Below are 14,974 nucleotides of genomic sequence, written 5' to 3'. Positions count from 1 at the left end.
GTCACATGACAGTCATGGCCGCAGGCTAGGCAAGGTCCAGATCAAGAAAACGGAGACGTCCGATGACTACACTTCGATTCACCTGTCTTGCCGCCGCTTTTGCCGTCGGCCTGACCGCACCGGGCTTTGCCCAATCCACCTTGCGGATCGGGTTGCAGCAGGAACCAACGGTTCTGGACCCAACCAGCGACGCCACCGCCTCCATCGACGGGATGCTGGCGCAAAATGTTTTCGAATCGCTCACCGTCGTGGACGAAACCGGCGCGGTTCATCCGCAACTGGCCACCACGTGGGAGATTTCCGACGACGGGCTGACCTATACCTTCAAACTGGTCGAAGGCGCGACGTTCCATGATGGCACAAGCCTTGACGCCGAGGACGTGAAGTTCAGCTTTGACCGCGCGATGGCCGAAGACTCGACCAACCCGTCCAAGGGCATCTTCGAGCCAATCGAAAGCGTGACGGTCATCGACCCGGCGACAGTAGAAATCAAGCTGACGCGCAAGGACGCCTTCTTCCTGTTCAACCTCGCGCAGGGCGACGCTTCAATCATCGCGCCGGAAAGCGTCGATGCGAACGCCACCACCCCCATCGGCACCGGCCCGTTCAAATTCGACGGCTGGACGCGCGGCGACCGTCTGACCCTCATCAAATACGAAGACCACCGCGCGGCGAGCGATGTCGCCATCGACAAGGTCGAATTCCGGTTCATCGCCGATCCTGCCGCCGCAACCGCGGCATTGATGGCCGAAGAACTGGACGCATTCCCCGGTTTCCCCGCGCCCGAACTGCTGGAACAATTCGAAGCCGACCCGCGTTTCAAGGTCGTCGTCGGCTCGACCGAGGGGGAGGTGATCCTGGCCCTCAACAACGCGCGGGCGCCCTTTGACAAGATCGAAGCGCGGCAGGCTGTCAGCCACGCCATCAACCGGGACGAAATCATCGACGGCGCCATGTACGGCAAAGCCGTTCCAATCGGCAGCTTCTACCCGCCGCATGGCCCCGCCTATGTCGATCTGACGGGCCTTTATCCCCATGACAGCGAAAAGGCCAAAGAGCTGTTCACAAGCGCTGGTGTCGCCGGGTCCGAGATCACCCTGCGCGTGCCGCCCTTCCCCTATGCGACCCGTTCGGGCGAGATCGTCCAAGCGGAACTGGCCAAAGCGGGGGTGACCGTGAAGGTCGAGAATGTCGAATGGGGCTTCTGGATCGATGAGGTCTACAAGAAGAAGAACTATGACATGACCATCATCGCGCATACCTCGCCCAATGATCTGAGCAATTTCGCGCGCGGCAAGGATTACTTCTACGGCTTCCAATCGGATGATTTCGACGCGCTGTGGAATGCCATCAAGACCGAAACCGACACCGACACGCGCATGGGCCTTCTGAAGGACGCGCAGAACTTCGTGGCCGACAACGCCATCCACGCGTTCCTGTTCCAACTGCCCAAGCTGGGCATCTACCGGGCCAATGTGGACGGGTTCTGGGCGGCGTCGCCGGTGCTGTACCAGCCGCTGTCCGCTGTGACCATCAAGTGAGGACCGGACCCGCGACCAAGGCCGGGGCGCGCGTCGCCCCGGTCAGCCGGTAAGCCGCAATGCAAGTCTTTCTTCTGCGCCGGAGCCTCGGCTTTCTCGCCACGCTTTTCGCCGTGTCGGTCATCGTCTTTCTGGTGATGAACGTACTTCCGGGCGATCCGGCTGTGACCATCCTTGGCATCGATTCCACCGAAGACGCGCGCGCGGCCCTGCGCGCGGAACTCGGCCTCGACCGGCCGCTTTGGCAACGCTATGGCGCATGGGTCTGGGATGCGGTTCGGGGCGATTTCGGCACCAGCTATTTCTTCCGCGTGCCGGTCTCGGAACTGATCGCAGAGCGTTTGCCGCTGACGCTGCCCCTCGCCGCGTTCGGGATGCTGGCCACCGTGACGCTTGGCGTCACGCTTGGCATCATCGCAGCCGCCCAACACGGCCGGCCCGGTGACTGGGCCATCATGCTGCTGAGCCAATTGGGCATCGCGATCCCGGCCTTCTGGTTGTCGATCCTGCTGGTGCTATTGTTTGCGGTGAAGCTGCGCTGGTTGCCGCCCGGCGGTTTTCCCGGCTGGGATGATCCGGTTCTGGCCCTGCGCTCGCTAATCCTGCCGACGGCCGCTTTGGCCCTTGTGCAATCGGCGGTGCTGGCGCGCGTGACGCGATCTTCTGCGCTTGAAGTCATGCGGCTGGATTTTGTCCGCACCGCCCGCGCGACCGGGCTGGCACCGCGCCGCATTCTGGGCCGTCATATCCTGCCCAACGCGCTGGTGCCCATCGTCACCATCGTCGGGATGCAGGTGGCCGGCGTTGTGACCGGCACCATCGTAATCGAAAACGTCTTCTACCTGCCCGGCCTTGGCCGCCTTGTCTTTCAGTCCATCGCAAATCGGGATCTTTTCACGGTGCAGGCCCTTGTCGTGCTGTTCGCCGCCATCGTCGTGACCGCCAACTTCCTTGTGGACATCGCCTATGTGCTGATCGATCCACGCCTCAAAGGACGATTGGCATGATCCGGCGCGCGCCCGTCAACCTGTGGATCGGCGGTGCGCTGGTGGCGATGATGACGGCCATTGCCCTTCTGTCACTGGTCTGGACCCCCTACGATCACACCCTTCTTGATATTCCCGCCAAATTCGCCGCCCCCTCGGCAGAGCATTGGCTGGGCACCGATCAACTGGGCCGCGACGTGGTCAGCCTGCTGATGGCGGCATCCGTCAACTCGCTGACCGTCGCCTTCGTCGCGGTTGGACTTGGCGGGGCGATTGGCACCCTTCTGGGGCTGGCCGCCTCCGCATGGGGCGGCTGGGTCGAGGCCATCGTCATGCGTCTGGTCGATCTTGGCTTTGCCTTTCCCGCGCTGCTCTTCGCGATCATGCTGGCCGCGGCCTTTGGGCCATCGCTGAGCAATGCGATCCTTGCCATCGCGTTCATCAACATCCCCGTCTTCGCGCGGGTCGCACGCGGGGCGGCAAACCAGATCTGGACGCGGGATTTCGTACTGGCGGGCCAGGCCGCTGGCATGGGCCGTGCCGCGCTGACCCGCGACCACATCCTGCCCAACATCGCAGCCCCGATCATCGTGCAGGCCACGATCGAATTTGCCGTCGCGATCCTGGCCGAAGCGGCTCTCTCCTATCTGGGGCTGGGCGCTCAGCCGCCAATGCCGTCATGGGGACGGATGCTGAGCGAAGCGCAAACGCTGATGTATCTCGCGCCGGAACTGGCGATTTATCCGGGGCTGTGCATCATCCTTGCCGTGCTGGGCTTTGGCCTTTTGGGCGACGGCCTGCGCGATGTCACCGATCCGCGACTGGCGAGGACACGCGCATGATCCGGGCCAGTGGTATCACCGTGCGCTTTGGCTCACACGCGGCGCTGCGCGATGTGTCACTTCAGCTTGATCCCGGCCAACGGCTCGGCATCGTGGGCGAGTCCGGCAGCGGCAAATCCATGCTGGGGCTGACGCTAATGGGCATGTTGCCCAGCAGCGCCAAACTGGATGGGCAGTTGCATGTGGATGGTCAGGACATGTCCACCGCCGCCGACCGCCAGTGGCGCAGCTTGCGCGCGCGGCGGGTTGCGATGGTTTTTCAGGAACCGGCCAGCGCGCTGAACCCCCTGCGCCGGGTGGGTGACACCGTGATGGAACCGCTCCGCCTGCATCTTCGGTTGGACCGTAAAGCGGCGCAGCAGCGGATGCTGGAACTTCTGGACGAGACCGGGATTCAGGAACCTGCCTTGAAGGCCCGGCAATACCCGCACGAACTTTCAGGCGGACAACGCCAGCGCGTGCTGATCGCACTGGCCCTCGCCTGTGATCCGGCGCTTCTGATCGCGGATGAGCCGACGACCGCGCTTGATGCCCATGTGGGGCTGCGGATCACCGAATTGCTGGTCAGGCTGGCTCGGGATCGCGGCATGGCGCTGGTCTTTATCAGTCACGATCTCGCGGCGGTGGCCCGTACGGTTGATGATGTTGCCGTGATGTATGGCGGCGAGGTTGTCGAACGCGGCCCCGTGGCCGAGGTGCTGCGCGCGCCGCAGCATCCCTATACCCAAGGTCTTCTGGCCGCGCGCCCGCCACTGGATGCAGGGCAACTGCGGCGGCGCCTGCCCGTGGTGCCGGGCAATGTTCCGGCCATGGCCGATCTGCCACTTGGGTGCCGTTTTGCCGGTCGCTGCCATGTCGAACTGCCCCGCTGCGCGGCAACGCGCCCGTCGGAAACATCCCTGTCGCCCGGCCGCAGCGCCGCGTGCCATCACCTGCCGGACCCATCGATATGAGCGCCCTGCTGGACATTCAAAACGTGACGCGCCGCTATCCGAGGCCGCGCCAGAGACTACTGCATCGGCCGGAACCTCTGGTCGCGCTGGACAATGCTTCACTGACCTTGAACGCCGGGGAGACCTACGGGATCGTGGGCGAAAGCGGGTCTGGCAAGACAACGCTGGCACGGCTTGTCATGGGGTTCGAGGCCCCCGATAACGGGCGCGTCTTGCTGGGCGGTGAAGACCTGCACGCCCTGCCCGAACACATCTTGCGCCAGCGCCGCCAGACCTTCCAGATGGTATTTCAGGATCCTTTCGGCTCTCTTGATCCGCGCCGCCCGGTCGGCTGGTCCGTGGGCCAACCCCTGCGCGCAACCGGGCAGCAGCCCGCCCCGGCGCAGATTGCACAGACCTTTGAGCGCGTGGGCCTGAGCGCATCGGACGCGGAACGGTATCCGCATGAATTCTCGGGCGGGCAGCGCCAACGCATCGCCATTGCCCGCGCCATCATCACGAAACCCCGCCTGCTGGTCGCGGATGAGGCCGTTTCGGCACTGGATGTGTCGGTGCGTGCGCAAATCCTCAACCTGCTGCTGGACCTGCAAGACGAATTCGGCCTTGCGATGCTGTTCGTCACCCATGACCTCGCCGTGGTTGCGAACCTGTGTGACCATCTTCTCGTGCTGCGTAACGGTCGGACCGTCGAACAAGGACCGGCGCAGGCAATCCTGACGAACCCGCAGACGGATTATACCACCATGCTGCTGGATGCGGCGCGGGTCACCCCCGCCGGCCACAGCGCCCCGGCCCGAACAACCACCTGAAAGCAGACCGCACCATGACCCGATTTGTGCATATCACCGACCTGCACGTCTCCGCCCCCGATACGGACGATCCGAACCGACAGACCGACACCGTCGGCACCTTGGACAAACTTCTTGACGCGCTTGAGCGGCTGGACCCGCAGCCCGACTTCGTGCTGGCCTCGGGCGATCTGACCAATATCGGCGATGAGCTGAGCTATCGACTAGTCAAATCACGGCTGGAGCGTGTGACCCCTCCGGTCATCACCACTCTGGGGAATCATGACAAGCGCGAGGCCTGGCATGCGGTTTTCCCCGGCCACCCAGCCGCGCCCGATGGCCCTGTCGACAGGGATGACATGGTGGCGGGCGTGCATGTGATTGCGCTGGACACATCCGTTCCGGGCAAAGTCTCTGGCGCGCTGGACGATGGACAACTCGCCACCGCCGCAAAGACCTTTGCCAAACACCCCGACGCGCGAAAGGTGGTCGCGATTCATCATCCGCCGCGCCTTGATCCGGAAGGGGCCGTGTGGACGTCCCTTGACCAGCGAAGCACCGATGGTTTGGCAGAGCTGATCCGTTCATATGATGTGGCCGCCGTTCTGTGCGGTCACGTGCATATGAACCGCGTCGCTTTCTGGGAAGGCGTGCCGCTGGTGGTGACGATGGGTCAGCAGTCAACCGTCGATCTGACGCGCAGCGATGCGCTACGGGTGATCGAAGGCACCGGCTTCGCGATTTGCGATCTGGCCCCGTCCGGCTTTCAGGTGACCTTCGTGCCGCTGCAAGACTCGCGGCTGATCAAGGAAATCCCGGTTGAGCGTTTGATCGCGTTTTCCTGACCGCCGTAAGGCCCCGCCGGAATCCAGTGTCCGCCGGGGTCGCGGTCAGCCCGTTACAGGCACCAGATGGTTGTCCCATTGGCGCGAATGCTGAACCGGCTGGCCCGGTCCAAGAACAAGGCCCGTGCCGCTGGTGACGACGAAGCCTTTTGCCTCGGGCGCGATGCCGCAGACATCGGTGATCGCCTGCGTGCGCTGCATCTCCAGCGTCTGGGTGGAAAACTCTTGCACCAAGCCGCCGCGCGGCGATGTCACCGCCAGCGTTCCGCCGTTCATCGCGATACTGCCAAGATACCCATGCATGGCACGTGCCGTGTCCGCGCCGCAAAGCTGCGCTGGCCCGCCCTCGGACAGTTTGTGCAGCCCCAAAAGCGGCGGCGCCTCGGACACATCGCCTTCCCATTGCATCGCAAAGCCGACCCGGCCATCCCCCGCAACCGCCAGATGCCGGATGGAATTCTTGTGCAGCGCGGCATCCAGTTCCACCTGCGCCAGCGCCTGCCCGTCCAGTGACAGATAGGTCAGATTGGGCCGCATCGTGGGGATGTTCAGCTTGGTGCGTCCGGTTTCGGGATGGGTTTCGATACCGCCATTGGCCACCACCAAGGTCCGGCCATCGGGCAACAGCTTGATGTCATGGGGGCCAATGCCGTGGGATTCGAATTCGCCGATCCGCTTATAGCCCGCACGCACATCCCAGACCCCGACAACCCCGCGCGCTGCGTCGAAATCGTTTTCCGTCGTCAGAAGAATGTCCCCGCCTTCGGCAAAGACCCCGTGGCCATAGAAATGGCGTCCCTCTGGCGCATCGAGGCGCACAATCTGCGCACCATTGGCGCAGTCGATGACAATGGCGAAATTGCCGGGTCGCCGGGCAAAGGCGACCGCCTCTGCGCGGATCGGATGCGCTGCCGCTGCATGCCCGCGCGAGGGCAACGGCAATTCAAAAATGATCTGACCGTCATGGGCCAGACCGCACAACACATAGCCCCCATCCGGTCGGCGCGCTGCGCTTAGAAATGCAGGGCCACCCGCATCGGCCCATGTCGGGCGCGGGCACAACCCCGCTGCCAAAAGCCCCGTCAGAAAGGATCGCCGCCCCTGCATGACACGCCCCCGCATCAGTCGCCATCCATCGAGTTGAACCCGGCTGCGATGCCCAGCCTTGGGCCGACATGTTCGGACAGGACCGACCGAATGTCGCGAACGCTTTGTTGCAACGCTTCGACCCGGAACCGCTTTGCCGGATCGGCCACACCGGCAAAGATCGGATCGTCCAGCCGGTCTGCGCGCTCCAGCGCAAGTTCGAATTTTCGGTCGAGCTCTGCATCGCTGTCCGAAATCAGACCGGCCAGTTCCCGGAGCGAGGCCAGCGACAGCACCACATGGCGCAGCGACCTGCCAGAGCGACGCGCCTCTGCCCGGTTGGGACGTGGGCGGTCGAAGGTGCCCAAGGGACGCCCAAGCCGGGTGTCGGCGTTGAATTCCAGCCCCGTGGACAAGGCGGTGAACACTTGCCGCGTCGCCTCGTCCGCGCTGCGATAGGTGTCATTGCCCGGATGCGCCAAAAGCGCGCCATACCCGTCTTCCCATCCCGCCCGGATCGCAGCTGCATTCCGGTGAATGTCCTGCGTGATGGCGGTGATCAAACGGCATTGGTATTCCGCTGTCTGCGCATCTTTGAAGGCCGGATCATACAGCAGGTATTCCAGCGCATAGAACCCACGCGCGGCAATCGACACGCTGGCAAAGCTGTCCGCCGCATCCAAGGCCGGGTCCGCATCGCGGATAAGCGCGCCCAGCGCCTTGGGCGTCGATCCGCGCGGGTCCGGCCAAAAGGCGAGCGCAAAGGCGCGGTCGCCCTGTTCGGATGGGCCAAAGCGCAGATGCGCGACGCCGATCCATGCATCGAATGCGGAATGATAGGCCGTCTGAAGCGCCTCTGACTGCGGGCGGCAATCGGCCTCTGCGGCATCCGCAAGCTTGGCGGTTTCGGAGTCCAACAAGGCATAACGCGGCAGGATATGCGCCTGCACGATTGCCTCGGACTCCGCCGCCTGCACGATATGTGCGGCAGGCAACAGGATGCTTAGGGCGAGAGAGAGAAATCTCATGTCACAGACTTTCCAAAAACTTGATCAGGGCATCACGGTCGACGGGGGGCATGTCAACGACGCTGTCGCGATGCGGCTGCGCCTCGCCGCCATGCCACAGGATCGCCTCCAGCAGGGAGCGCGCGCGCCCGTCATGCAGGAACTGCGTGTGGCCCGACACCTGGCTGGTCAGGCCGACACCCCAAAGCGGCGGCGTCCGCCATTCAGTCCCGGTCGCCCGGGCTTCGGGCCGGTTGTCGGCCAAGCCCGGCCCCATGTCATGCAAGAGCATGTCGGTATAGGGCCAGATCAACTGAAAGCTTTGCTCCGGTTGATCCTTGAGGCGATGGGTCACAAAGGCGGGTCGGTGGCAGGACGTGCATCCGGTGGCATAGAACAACTCTTTGCCGCGCAGCACCTCCGGGTCGTCCACATTGCGCCGCGCCGGAACCGCAAGATTGCGGCTGTAGAAGGTCACCAGGTCCAATCCTTCGTCGTCGATCTCAAAGCCGCGATCATCCCCGTCGCCATGGGGGGCCGCCTGGCAATCGGCCTGAAGATCGGTGCATTCACCGGAAGCCGCCGGGAAGATCGGGTTGGAGATCCCGATATCGCCGACAAAAGCGGATGCCGATTGTTCCTTGATGGTCGGATTGCCCGCCTTCAAACCGAACCGCCCCAACATGGGCTGGCCGAATTCATGGGACCAGACGATATTCGCGCGCCCGGAAATCCCGTCACCATCGGCATCGTCAGGGTCGGCAAGGGCAAGGATATCGGCGGCAGGCACCGCTTCGAGCAACCCCAGACCGATCATCTGCGGCGCAACACGGGGGCTGAGCATCGCATCGGGATGCAGCGGACCGTAGCCCAGATCAGCGGCGGTGTAGGTCGGGCGGCGCAGCGTGACGACCTGCCCGCCTGACAGCGGGACCTCCACCGGGTCGTAATCCACCTGCAGCCGGTATTCAGCCGGGTGGCCCGCGACGCTGAAGTCCTGCAATTGCGTGCCATAGGTCGGGTCCGGCAGGCTGGCGATATAGTCCTTGATTTCGGGGATCGCATCTTCGGGCTTGCCCGGAATGGAAATGCGCAGGAACATCGAAATCGCGTTGTCTTCCGCGTTTTCCGGCGCATGACCGCGCCCATCCTTGATGTGACAGCGCTGGCACGAGCGCGCATTGTAAAGCGGGCCCAATCCGTCAGACGCCAAGGTCGAAGAGGGTGACGACACCCAGATCTTGCGGAACAGACCGTTGCCGACCTTGAAATCCAGCTCATGCTCGAAGGAGATATTGCCGGAGGGCTGCGAAAATGCATTCGCGTCCGGCGTCACGCGCACGGTTGCAGCCCCGGCCGACATCTCTTCGAACCGGCCCGGCGCGCTGAAATCCGACGTCAAAGCGGTCGCGGCGGCGATGCGCGCGGCCTCCGCTTCGGTTCGGGGAATGATGTTCAGGTGAGGTTCGTCAAGTGGCCCGGCCACGGCGACGGATGCCGCCGCAGCCAATGCCGCAGCGAGGCTACTCGGCCTCGTCCATTTTGGAAGCGTTAAGCTGTGCATAATTCTCCGCACCGACACGTTCGTACAGGTCTAGCTGTGTCTCCAGGAAGTCGATGTGACCCTCTTCGTCAGTCAGAAGCTCTTTGAAAAGCTCCATCGTGACATAGTCCCCGGCCTCCCGGCAGTATTCGCTTGCCTCTTTATACATGGCGCGCGCTTCTTGCTCTGCGGCCAAATCGCACTCCAGCGCTTCTTTCGGGTTTTGGCCGATACGCAAAGCGTCGAGTTTTTGCAGATTCGGATGCCCTTCAAGGAAGATGATCCGTTCAATCAGCTTGTCCGCGTGGTTCATCTCTTCGATGCTTTCCTCGCGGCTTTTCTTGGCCATGTGGCCCAGCCCCCAGTCCTCTTGCAGCTTGTAGTGCAACCAATATTGGCTGATCGCAGTCAGTTCGCTGCGCAGAGCACGGTTCAGATATTCGATGACCTTTGCGTCGCCTTGCATGTCCCAGATTCCTCTATGAGTGCCGCTGGCTGACCTGAAACGGCTGGCTTACGGAGCATTGGTACCTGCAACTTATCGTTTTGGCGCATCGTGTCCAGAAAGAGAGACATGCAGCCCCCGCAATCTGCTTCCTTGTTCAAGGCACGATACACCTTGCGCGGCGTAATGATGGTCATCGGGTCCGCCGCCCGCATCCACTCGATTGCCGAATGGATGTCGTGATCGGTGATGTGCATGCAGTGACAAACGATCATGGCGGCGGAACCTTTGCGTGCTTACTGGAAAACGGCATCCGGGTTGTCGAGGCTGTCAGACCCTTCGAAATCGATGGCCGATACGCCCAGAGCGGCGACAACGCGTTCGATGGTCTTGGTCTGATCGATCAGGCCGTTCACACCGCCCATGACCAGTGCTTCGCCCGCCGCATTGCCGCGTTCCAGCATCATGTCATAGGCAAAGCCGGCTTCTGCGGCGGTCTTGATCCGGCCCAGCGCCATCATGGTCTGCGACAGTTTCACCGTCATCTCAGCATCCAGCGTCGCGTCATGTTCCGCGACCAGATCGGACAGCGACGGCCCAGTGACGAGCGAGCCATCGACCCGCACATATTCGCCCAGATAGACGTTCTGAACGCCCATCCCGTCGTAATAGTGGCTGTTATGGGTGTTGTCGGAGAAGCAATCATGCTCTTCCTCGGGGTCGTTCAGCATCAGGCCAAGGCGCATCCGCTCCCCTGCTTGTTCCCCATAGGACAGCGAGCCCATACCGGTCAGCATCGCGCTGATTCCGGCATCCTCATCGGCCATGACCTCGGCCCGCGCGGCGCCGCCATCGGCCCATTGTGCGGCCATCCATTCCAGGTCGGACACCAGCAGATCGGATGCGGCTTTCAGATATTCACTGCGCCGGTCGCAATGACCGCCTGTGCAGTCGTCACCCGTGGCGTAATCGGTCCAGGGGCGCGCTCCGGCACCGGCCGCGTGACCATTCAGATCCTGGCCCCACAGCAGAAATTCAATCGCGTGGTAACCGGTCGCTACGTTGGCCTCGACCCCATCCGCTTCTTGCAGGGTTTCTTCCAGCAGCGCGGGCGTGATCTTGGATGCATCAACGGTTTCGCCCGACAGCGTGAAGCTGGGCGTCGCGATGACATTCAGGACAGCGGCCTCGTTCTCGTCGCTCGGCCCGCCATAGGAGGCGTCAACATAGTCGATCAGCCCCTCGTCCAGCGGCCACGCATTCACCTTGCCTTCCCAGTCATCAACAATCGCATTGCCGAACCGGTACACTTCGCTTTGCTGGTAAGGCACGCGCGCCGCGATCCATGCGGCTTTCGCCTGCTCCAGCGCCTCTGCGGACGGGTTCGCGATCAGCGCATCCACCGCCGCCTGAAGCCGCTTGGCCGTTGTCAGGCTATCCGCATATGTCGCCTCTGCGATATCGGCATAGGTGTCGAGCACGGCGGCTTTCGTCACCTGCCCGTCTGCCATCGCTGCGGAGCCAAGGCTCAGTGCCGCGGCGCTCGTTACTAGGATCAAGGATTTCATTCGTTCAAGTGTCCCGTTCAGTGAAGGATTGTCGGTGTATCAAAACTGTTGCCGGCCTTTACGGCCATGCAACGCAGCGCCAAGCCGAACTCTTGCGCCAGCCCGACAAGTGCCGGCGCCATATTCGGATTGACCATGGTGGTCGCGATCATCAGCGCATCTTCCCGTTCGCCTTCGCTGGCATAGCCGATGAAGTTGGCAAAGCAGGATTCATCCGCCCCAAGGCATTTGCACGATACGTGATGCCGCATCAGCGGTCGCCGCGCATGGCGCGTGCACAAGGCGCAAAGCTGTTCGAAGGATTTCACCGCAAGCCGCCCCTGATGCGGGCCAAGCGCGGTCGCGAAATCGTTCTGGACCTGATCTTGCGACTCCGGGCCATCGCACCACAGGCGCAGATACAGCACTGCCCCCGCCTCGACCGGACCCAGTTCGGTCACGAAACCGACCGGCGCGCCGCCGCGATGTCGTCCCATCCCGCTCATTTCGTCAGGATCAGTTTTCCCGCGCGGGTGATCCGCAGCGTATAGAGTTGATCGCCCAGCTTGATCTGCGCCAGACCGCCGCCCTTGGTCAGATCGCGGGCATCATAGACCGGCGTTGCGTTCTCAACCGGCAGGGTCGTTTCCTTTGCGATATTGATCATCATTTCGTAACGCGCTCCCCGTGTTCCATTCGATCCATGATCCATTCCAGATTCAGAAGTCCCGGCAGCCCAAGATCGAACGCCTGCATGAGGGTTTCCACCCTGTCGCCATGCACCGGCTTCGCGGTTTCATTCGCAGATTTCATGCGCCAGCCCCTGTCAGGTCTAAGTTGTCGGCTTGCCCCGAGACTCGCGGCTGGCTATCTCGGCAAAACTGAGTTGTTTAGTCAGATATGTCAACCCGACAAAATTAGTTGGGTATCAAATTTGCGCGCGCAGGGCTTAGCTGCCCAAGTTGGCAGCATCGCGCACGAAAAAGGGCCGCGCCACCCCGGCACGGCCCCTTACAGTGAATGGATGGCGCCTCAGCGCTTCTTGCGCCGTTTCACGTTGCCGCCGCGTTGGCCCGCGCGGCCCGCCGTCGAGCGGCCCGAGGATTTCACAGCCGCCTCGGACGCCGCTTCGACCGCGCTTTGCCGCGCAAGTGGGTCGTCATGCACGGCAAGGTCCACCGCTTCAAGCCGCTTGACCTCGTCCCGCAGGCGCGCCGCCTCTTCGAATTCGAGGTTCTCCGCCGCCTTGCGCATATCGGCACGCAGACCGTCCAGCACCGCCTGAAGGTTTTGCCCGGCCTTGGCGTGATCCACCTTTGCGGTAACGCGGTTCATGTCCACGTCACCCTGATACAGCCCCGCCAGAACGTCATCGACGTTTTTCTTGACGGTGGCCGGGGTGATCCCGTGCTCTTCATTATATGCGATCTGCTTGGCCCGGCGGCGGTCGGTCTCGGCGAGCGCCCGTTCCATCGATCCGGTGATCTTGTCAGCATACATGATGACACGCCCATCCGCATTCCGCGCCGCCCGGCCAATGGTCTGGATCAACGAGGTTTCAGAGCGCAAGAAGCCCTCTTTATCCGCGTCCAGGATCGCCACCAGACCACATTCGGGAATATCCAACCCCTCGCGCAGCAGGTTGATGCCGACAAGAACATCGAACGCGCCAAGCCGCAGATCGCGCAGGATTTCGATCCGTTCGATCGTGTCGATGTCAGAGTGCATGTAGCGGACCTTGATCCCCTGCTCGTGCAGGTATTCGGTCAGATCCTCGGCCATACGCTTTGTCAGCGTTGTGACAAGCGTCCGATACCCATCGGCAGAGACGCGCCGCACCTCGTCCAGCAGATCGTCGACCTGCATGTCCACCGGCCGGATTTCCACCAGCGGGTCCAGCAGGCCGGTGGGGCGAATGACCTGTTCGGTAAAGACACCGCCCGCCTGATCCAGTTCCCATGCCGCCGGGGTGGCAGACACAAACACCGATTGCGGGCGCATGGCATCCCATTCCTCGAACTTGAGCGGTCGGTTATCCATGCAGGACGGCAGCCGGAAGCCGTGATCGGCCAGCGTGAACTTGCGGCGGTAGTCGCCCTTGTACATGGCGCCAATCTGCGGCACCGAGACGTGGCTTTCATCGGCAAAGACAATCGCGTTATCCGGAATGAACTCGAACAGCGTCGGGGGCGGCTCGCCCGGGGCGCGGCCCGTCAAATAGCGCGAATAGTTTTCGATCCCGTTGCAGACGCCCGTGGCCTCCAGCATTTCAAGATCGAAATTCGTGCGCTGCTCAAGCCGCTGGGCTTCCAGAAGCTTGCCCTCGCCCACAAGCTGATCGAGCCGTCCGCGCAGCTCTTTCTTGATGCCATTGATGGCCTGCTGCATGGTCGGCTTCGGCGTGACGTAGTGCGAATTGGCGTAGACGCGGATGCGGTCCATCGAGTCGGTTTTCTCACCGGTAAGCGGATCGAATTCCGTGATCGCTTCCAATTCTTCCCCGAAGAAGGACAAGCGCCACGCGCGATCCTCAAGGTGGGCCGGGAAAATCTCAAGACTGTCGCCCCGTACACGGAACGCGCCGCGCTGAAATGCCTGATCGTTGCGGCGGTATTGCTGCGCCACAAGGTCCGCGATCACCGCGCGCTGATCATAGGTCTTGCCCACAATCAGATCCTGCGTCATCGCACCATAGGTTTCCACCGACCCGATACCGTAAATGCACGAGACCGACGCCACGATCACAACGTCATCGCGTTCCAGCAAAGCCCGCGTGGCCGAATGGCGCATCCGGTCGATCTGTTCGTTGATCTGGCTTTCTTTCTCGATATAGGTGTCCGACCGCGGCACATAGGCTTCGGGCTGGTAATAGTCATAATAGCTGACGAAATACTCGACGGCGTTGTCGGGAAAGAAGCCCTTGAACTCGCCGTAAAGCTGGGCCGCCAGTGTCTTGTTCGGGGCAAGAATGATCGCCGGGCGCTGCGTTTCTTCGATCACCTTGGCCATCGTGAACGTCTTGCCCGTCCCGGTCGCGCCCAGAAGCACCTGATCGCGCTCCCCGTCCAGCACGCCGCCGGCCAATTCCTTGATCGCCGTCGGCTGATCGCCCGCAGGCTGGAATTCCGTCTGCATGACAAGCCGCTTGCCGCCTTCCAGTTTCAGCCGGGATCGCACGTCCTCGGCGGGGGCGTTCATCAGGGCGGGCGACTTATCGGAATGGACATGGGGCATGGGCGGTCTCCTTGATAGGCAATGTGTCACGGGTGGGGCGGGATGCAAGGGGGGCTGCGGACAGAAATTGGCAGCAGCCGACACGCGGCCGACCGGGGCTGCACCGCGCCCGCGCGCTTGACCGCTACGCAGCGCAGGGCAAGGATGGTCCCATTTC

Annotated in this window: 16 protein-coding genes; 6 read left to right on the top strand and 10 right to left on the bottom strand. The window is 62.6% G+C overall.

Going from position 1 to position 14,974, the window contains the following annotated elements; all coding sequences use genetic code 11:
• Nucleotides 1-62 precede the first annotated feature (62 nt).
• Genes E4Z66_RS07055 through E4Z66_RS07030 form a run of 6 tightly spaced genes read left to right on the top strand, consistent with a single transcriptional unit; the run spans nt 63 to nt 5,955 of the window.
• On the top strand, nt 63-1,541 hold the full coding sequence (locus E4Z66_RS07055) for an ABC transporter substrate-binding protein (protein WP_136462303.1): 1,479 nt from the start codon (nt 63-65) through the stop codon (nt 1,539-1,541).
• 59 nt (nt 1,542-1,600) lie between these two features.
• Nucleotides 1,601-2,548 carry an ABC transporter permease gene (locus tag E4Z66_RS07050; protein WP_136462302.1) on the top strand — a complete coding sequence of 316 codons (948 nt, stop codon included), beginning with the start codon at nt 1,601-1,603 and terminating at the stop codon, nt 2,546-2,548.
• Nucleotides 2,545-3,369: an ABC transporter permease gene (locus E4Z66_RS07045; RefSeq protein ID WP_136462301.1), complete on the top strand. Its 825-nt coding sequence runs from the start codon at nt 2,545-2,547 to the stop codon at nt 3,367-3,369. Before E4Z66_RS07050 ends, E4Z66_RS07045 begins: the two co-directional genes overlap by 4 nt.
• Nucleotides 3,366-4,322 (top strand): ABC transporter ATP-binding protein, encoded by a 957-nt coding sequence (locus E4Z66_RS07040; RefSeq protein ID WP_136462300.1) that lies wholly within the window; start codon nt 3,366-3,368, stop codon nt 4,320-4,322. Before E4Z66_RS07045 ends, E4Z66_RS07040 begins: the two co-directional genes overlap by 4 nt.
• Nucleotides 4,319-5,131 (top strand): ATP-binding cassette domain-containing protein, encoded by an 813-nt coding sequence (locus E4Z66_RS07035; RefSeq protein WP_136462299.1) that lies wholly within the window; start codon nt 4,319-4,321, stop codon nt 5,129-5,131. The genes E4Z66_RS07040 and E4Z66_RS07035 overlap by 4 nt, the downstream gene beginning before the upstream one ends.
• Before the next feature lie 14 nt (nt 5,132-5,145).
• The gene (locus tag E4Z66_RS07030; protein ID WP_136462298.1) at nt 5,146-5,955 is read left to right on the top strand and encodes a metallophosphoesterase family protein; all 810 of its coding nucleotides are present in this window, start codon (nt 5,146-5,148) and stop codon (nt 5,953-5,955) included.
• Nucleotides 5,956-6,000: 45 nt separating this feature from the next.
• Here the strand turns inward: E4Z66_RS07030 and E4Z66_RS07025 are convergent, their stop codons facing one another.
• The 10 genes from E4Z66_RS07025 to uvrB all read right to left on the bottom strand — a co-directional run bounded on the left by E4Z66_RS07025 (nt 6,001) and on the right by uvrB (nt 14,817).
• Nucleotides 6,001-7,062 carry a DUF1513 domain-containing protein gene (locus E4Z66_RS07025; protein WP_136463048.1) on the bottom strand — a complete coding sequence of 354 codons (1,062 nt, stop codon included), beginning with the start codon at nt 7,060-7,062 and terminating at the stop codon, nt 6,001-6,003.
• 14 nt (nt 7,063-7,076) lie between these two features.
• Nucleotides 7,077-8,069 carry an imelysin family protein gene (locus E4Z66_RS07020; protein WP_136462297.1) on the bottom strand — a complete coding sequence of 331 codons (993 nt, stop codon included), beginning with the start codon at nt 8,067-8,069 and terminating at the stop codon, nt 7,077-7,079.
• A 1-nt stretch (nt 8,070) separates the two neighbouring features.
• The gene (locus tag E4Z66_RS07015; protein WP_136462296.1) at nt 8,071-9,612 is read right to left on the bottom strand and encodes a di-heme oxidoreductase family protein; all 1,542 of its coding nucleotides are present in this window, start codon (nt 9,610-9,612) and stop codon (nt 8,071-8,073) included.
• A complete protein-coding gene (gene bfr, locus E4Z66_RS07010) occupies nt 9,572-10,057 on the bottom strand; it encodes a bacterioferritin (RefSeq protein ID WP_136462295.1) in 486 nt (161 codons plus the stop codon). The genes E4Z66_RS07015 and bfr overlap by 41 nt, the downstream gene beginning before the upstream one ends.
• Nucleotides 10,024-10,251: a (2Fe-2S)-binding protein gene (locus E4Z66_RS07005; protein WP_342773448.1), complete on the bottom strand. Its 228-nt coding sequence runs from the start codon at nt 10,249-10,251 to the stop codon at nt 10,024-10,026. Before E4Z66_RS07005 ends, bfr begins: the two co-directional genes overlap by 34 nt.
• An 81-nt stretch (nt 10,252-10,332) precedes the next feature.
• Nucleotides 10,333-11,604 (bottom strand): imelysin family protein, encoded by a 1,272-nt coding sequence (locus tag E4Z66_RS07000; protein ID WP_136462293.1) that lies wholly within the window; start codon nt 11,602-11,604, stop codon nt 10,333-10,335.
• Nucleotides 11,605-11,621: 17 nt separating this feature from the next.
• Complete coding sequence (locus tag E4Z66_RS06995; protein ID WP_425456116.1) at nt 11,622-12,080, bottom strand: hypothetical protein; 459 nt, start codon at nt 12,078-12,080, stop codon at nt 11,622-11,624.
• A 5-nt stretch (nt 12,081-12,085) separates the two neighbouring features.
• Nucleotides 12,086-12,253: a hemin uptake protein HemP gene (gene hemP / locus E4Z66_RS06990; RefSeq protein ID WP_425456115.1), complete on the bottom strand. Its 168-nt coding sequence runs from the start codon at nt 12,251-12,253 to the stop codon at nt 12,086-12,088.
• Nucleotides 12,250-12,396, bottom strand: a complete 147-nt coding sequence (locus tag E4Z66_RS19630; protein ID WP_168797742.1) for a hypothetical protein — start codon at nt 12,394-12,396, stop codon at nt 12,250-12,252. Before E4Z66_RS19630 ends, hemP begins: the two co-directional genes overlap by 4 nt.
• Nucleotides 12,397-12,615: 219 nt before the next feature.
• A complete protein-coding gene (gene uvrB / locus E4Z66_RS06985; RefSeq protein WP_136462290.1) occupies nt 12,616-14,817 on the bottom strand; it encodes an excinuclease ABC subunit UvrB in 2,202 nt (733 codons plus the stop codon).
• Between the last annotated feature and the right edge of the window lie 157 nt (nt 14,818-14,974).

This window comes from Aliishimia ponticola (genome assembly GCF_004803475.1).
Lineage (GTDB): Bacteria > Pseudomonadota > Alphaproteobacteria > Rhodobacterales > Rhodobacteraceae > Aliishimia > Aliishimia ponticola.
The sequence above is the reverse complement of the archived record's forward strand: the minus strand, read 5'-3'. Positions and strand labels throughout refer to the sequence as shown.

Bases quoted from the DNA above. Each gene is read 5' to 3' on its own strand.
- E4Z66_RS07050 (WP_136462302.1), top strand. From the start codon at position 1,601: ATGCAAGTCTTTCTTCTGCGCCGGAGCCTCGGCTTTCTCGCCACGCTT.
- E4Z66_RS07025 (WP_136463048.1), bottom strand. From the start codon at position 7,062: ATGCAGGGGCGGCGATCCTTTCTGACGGGGCTTTTGGCAGCGGGGTTG.
- E4Z66_RS07020 (WP_136462297.1), bottom strand. From the start codon at position 8,069: ATGAGATTTCTCTCTCTCGCCCTAAGCATCCTGTTGCCTGCCGCACAT.
- E4Z66_RS19630 (WP_168797742.1), bottom strand. From the start codon at position 12,396: ATGAAATCTGCGAATGAAACCGCGAAGCCGGTGCATGGCGACAGGGTG.
- E4Z66_RS07000 (WP_136462293.1), bottom strand. From the start codon at position 11,604: ATGAAATCCTTGATCCTAGTAACGAGCGCCGCGGCACTGAGCCTTGGC.
- E4Z66_RS07040 (WP_136462300.1), top strand. From the start codon at position 3,366: ATGATCCGGGCCAGTGGTATCACCGTGCGCTTTGGCTCACACGCGGCG.
- E4Z66_RS06995 (WP_425456116.1), bottom strand. From the start codon at position 12,080: ATGGGACGACATCGCGGCGGCGCGCCGGTCGGTTTCGTGACCGAACTG.
- E4Z66_RS07045 (WP_136462301.1), top strand. From the start codon at position 2,545: ATGATCCGGCGCGCGCCCGTCAACCTGTGGATCGGCGGTGCGCTGGTG.
- E4Z66_RS07030 (WP_136462298.1), top strand. From the start codon at position 5,146: ATGACCCGATTTGTGCATATCACCGACCTGCACGTCTCCGCCCCCGAT.
- E4Z66_RS07005 (WP_342773448.1), bottom strand. From the start codon at position 10,251: ATGCGGGCGGCGGACCCGATGACCATCATTACGCCGCGCAAGGTGTAT.
- bfr (WP_136462295.1), bottom strand. From the start codon at position 10,057: ATGCAAGGCGACGCAAAGGTCATCGAATATCTGAACCGTGCTCTGCGC.
- uvrB (WP_136462290.1), bottom strand. From the start codon at position 14,817: ATGCCCCATGTCCATTCCGATAAGTCGCCCGCCCTGATGAACGCCCCC.
- E4Z66_RS07035 (WP_136462299.1), top strand. From the start codon at position 4,319: ATGAGCGCCCTGCTGGACATTCAAAACGTGACGCGCCGCTATCCGAGG.
- hemP (WP_425456115.1), bottom strand. From the start codon at position 12,253: ATGATGATCAATATCGCAAAGGAAACGACCCTGCCGGTTGAGAACGCA.
- E4Z66_RS07055 (WP_136462303.1), top strand. From the start codon at position 63: ATGACTACACTTCGATTCACCTGTCTTGCCGCCGCTTTTGCCGTCGGC.
- E4Z66_RS07015 (WP_136462296.1), bottom strand. From the start codon at position 9,612: ATGCACAGCTTAACGCTTCCAAAATGGACGAGGCCGAGTAGCCTCGCT.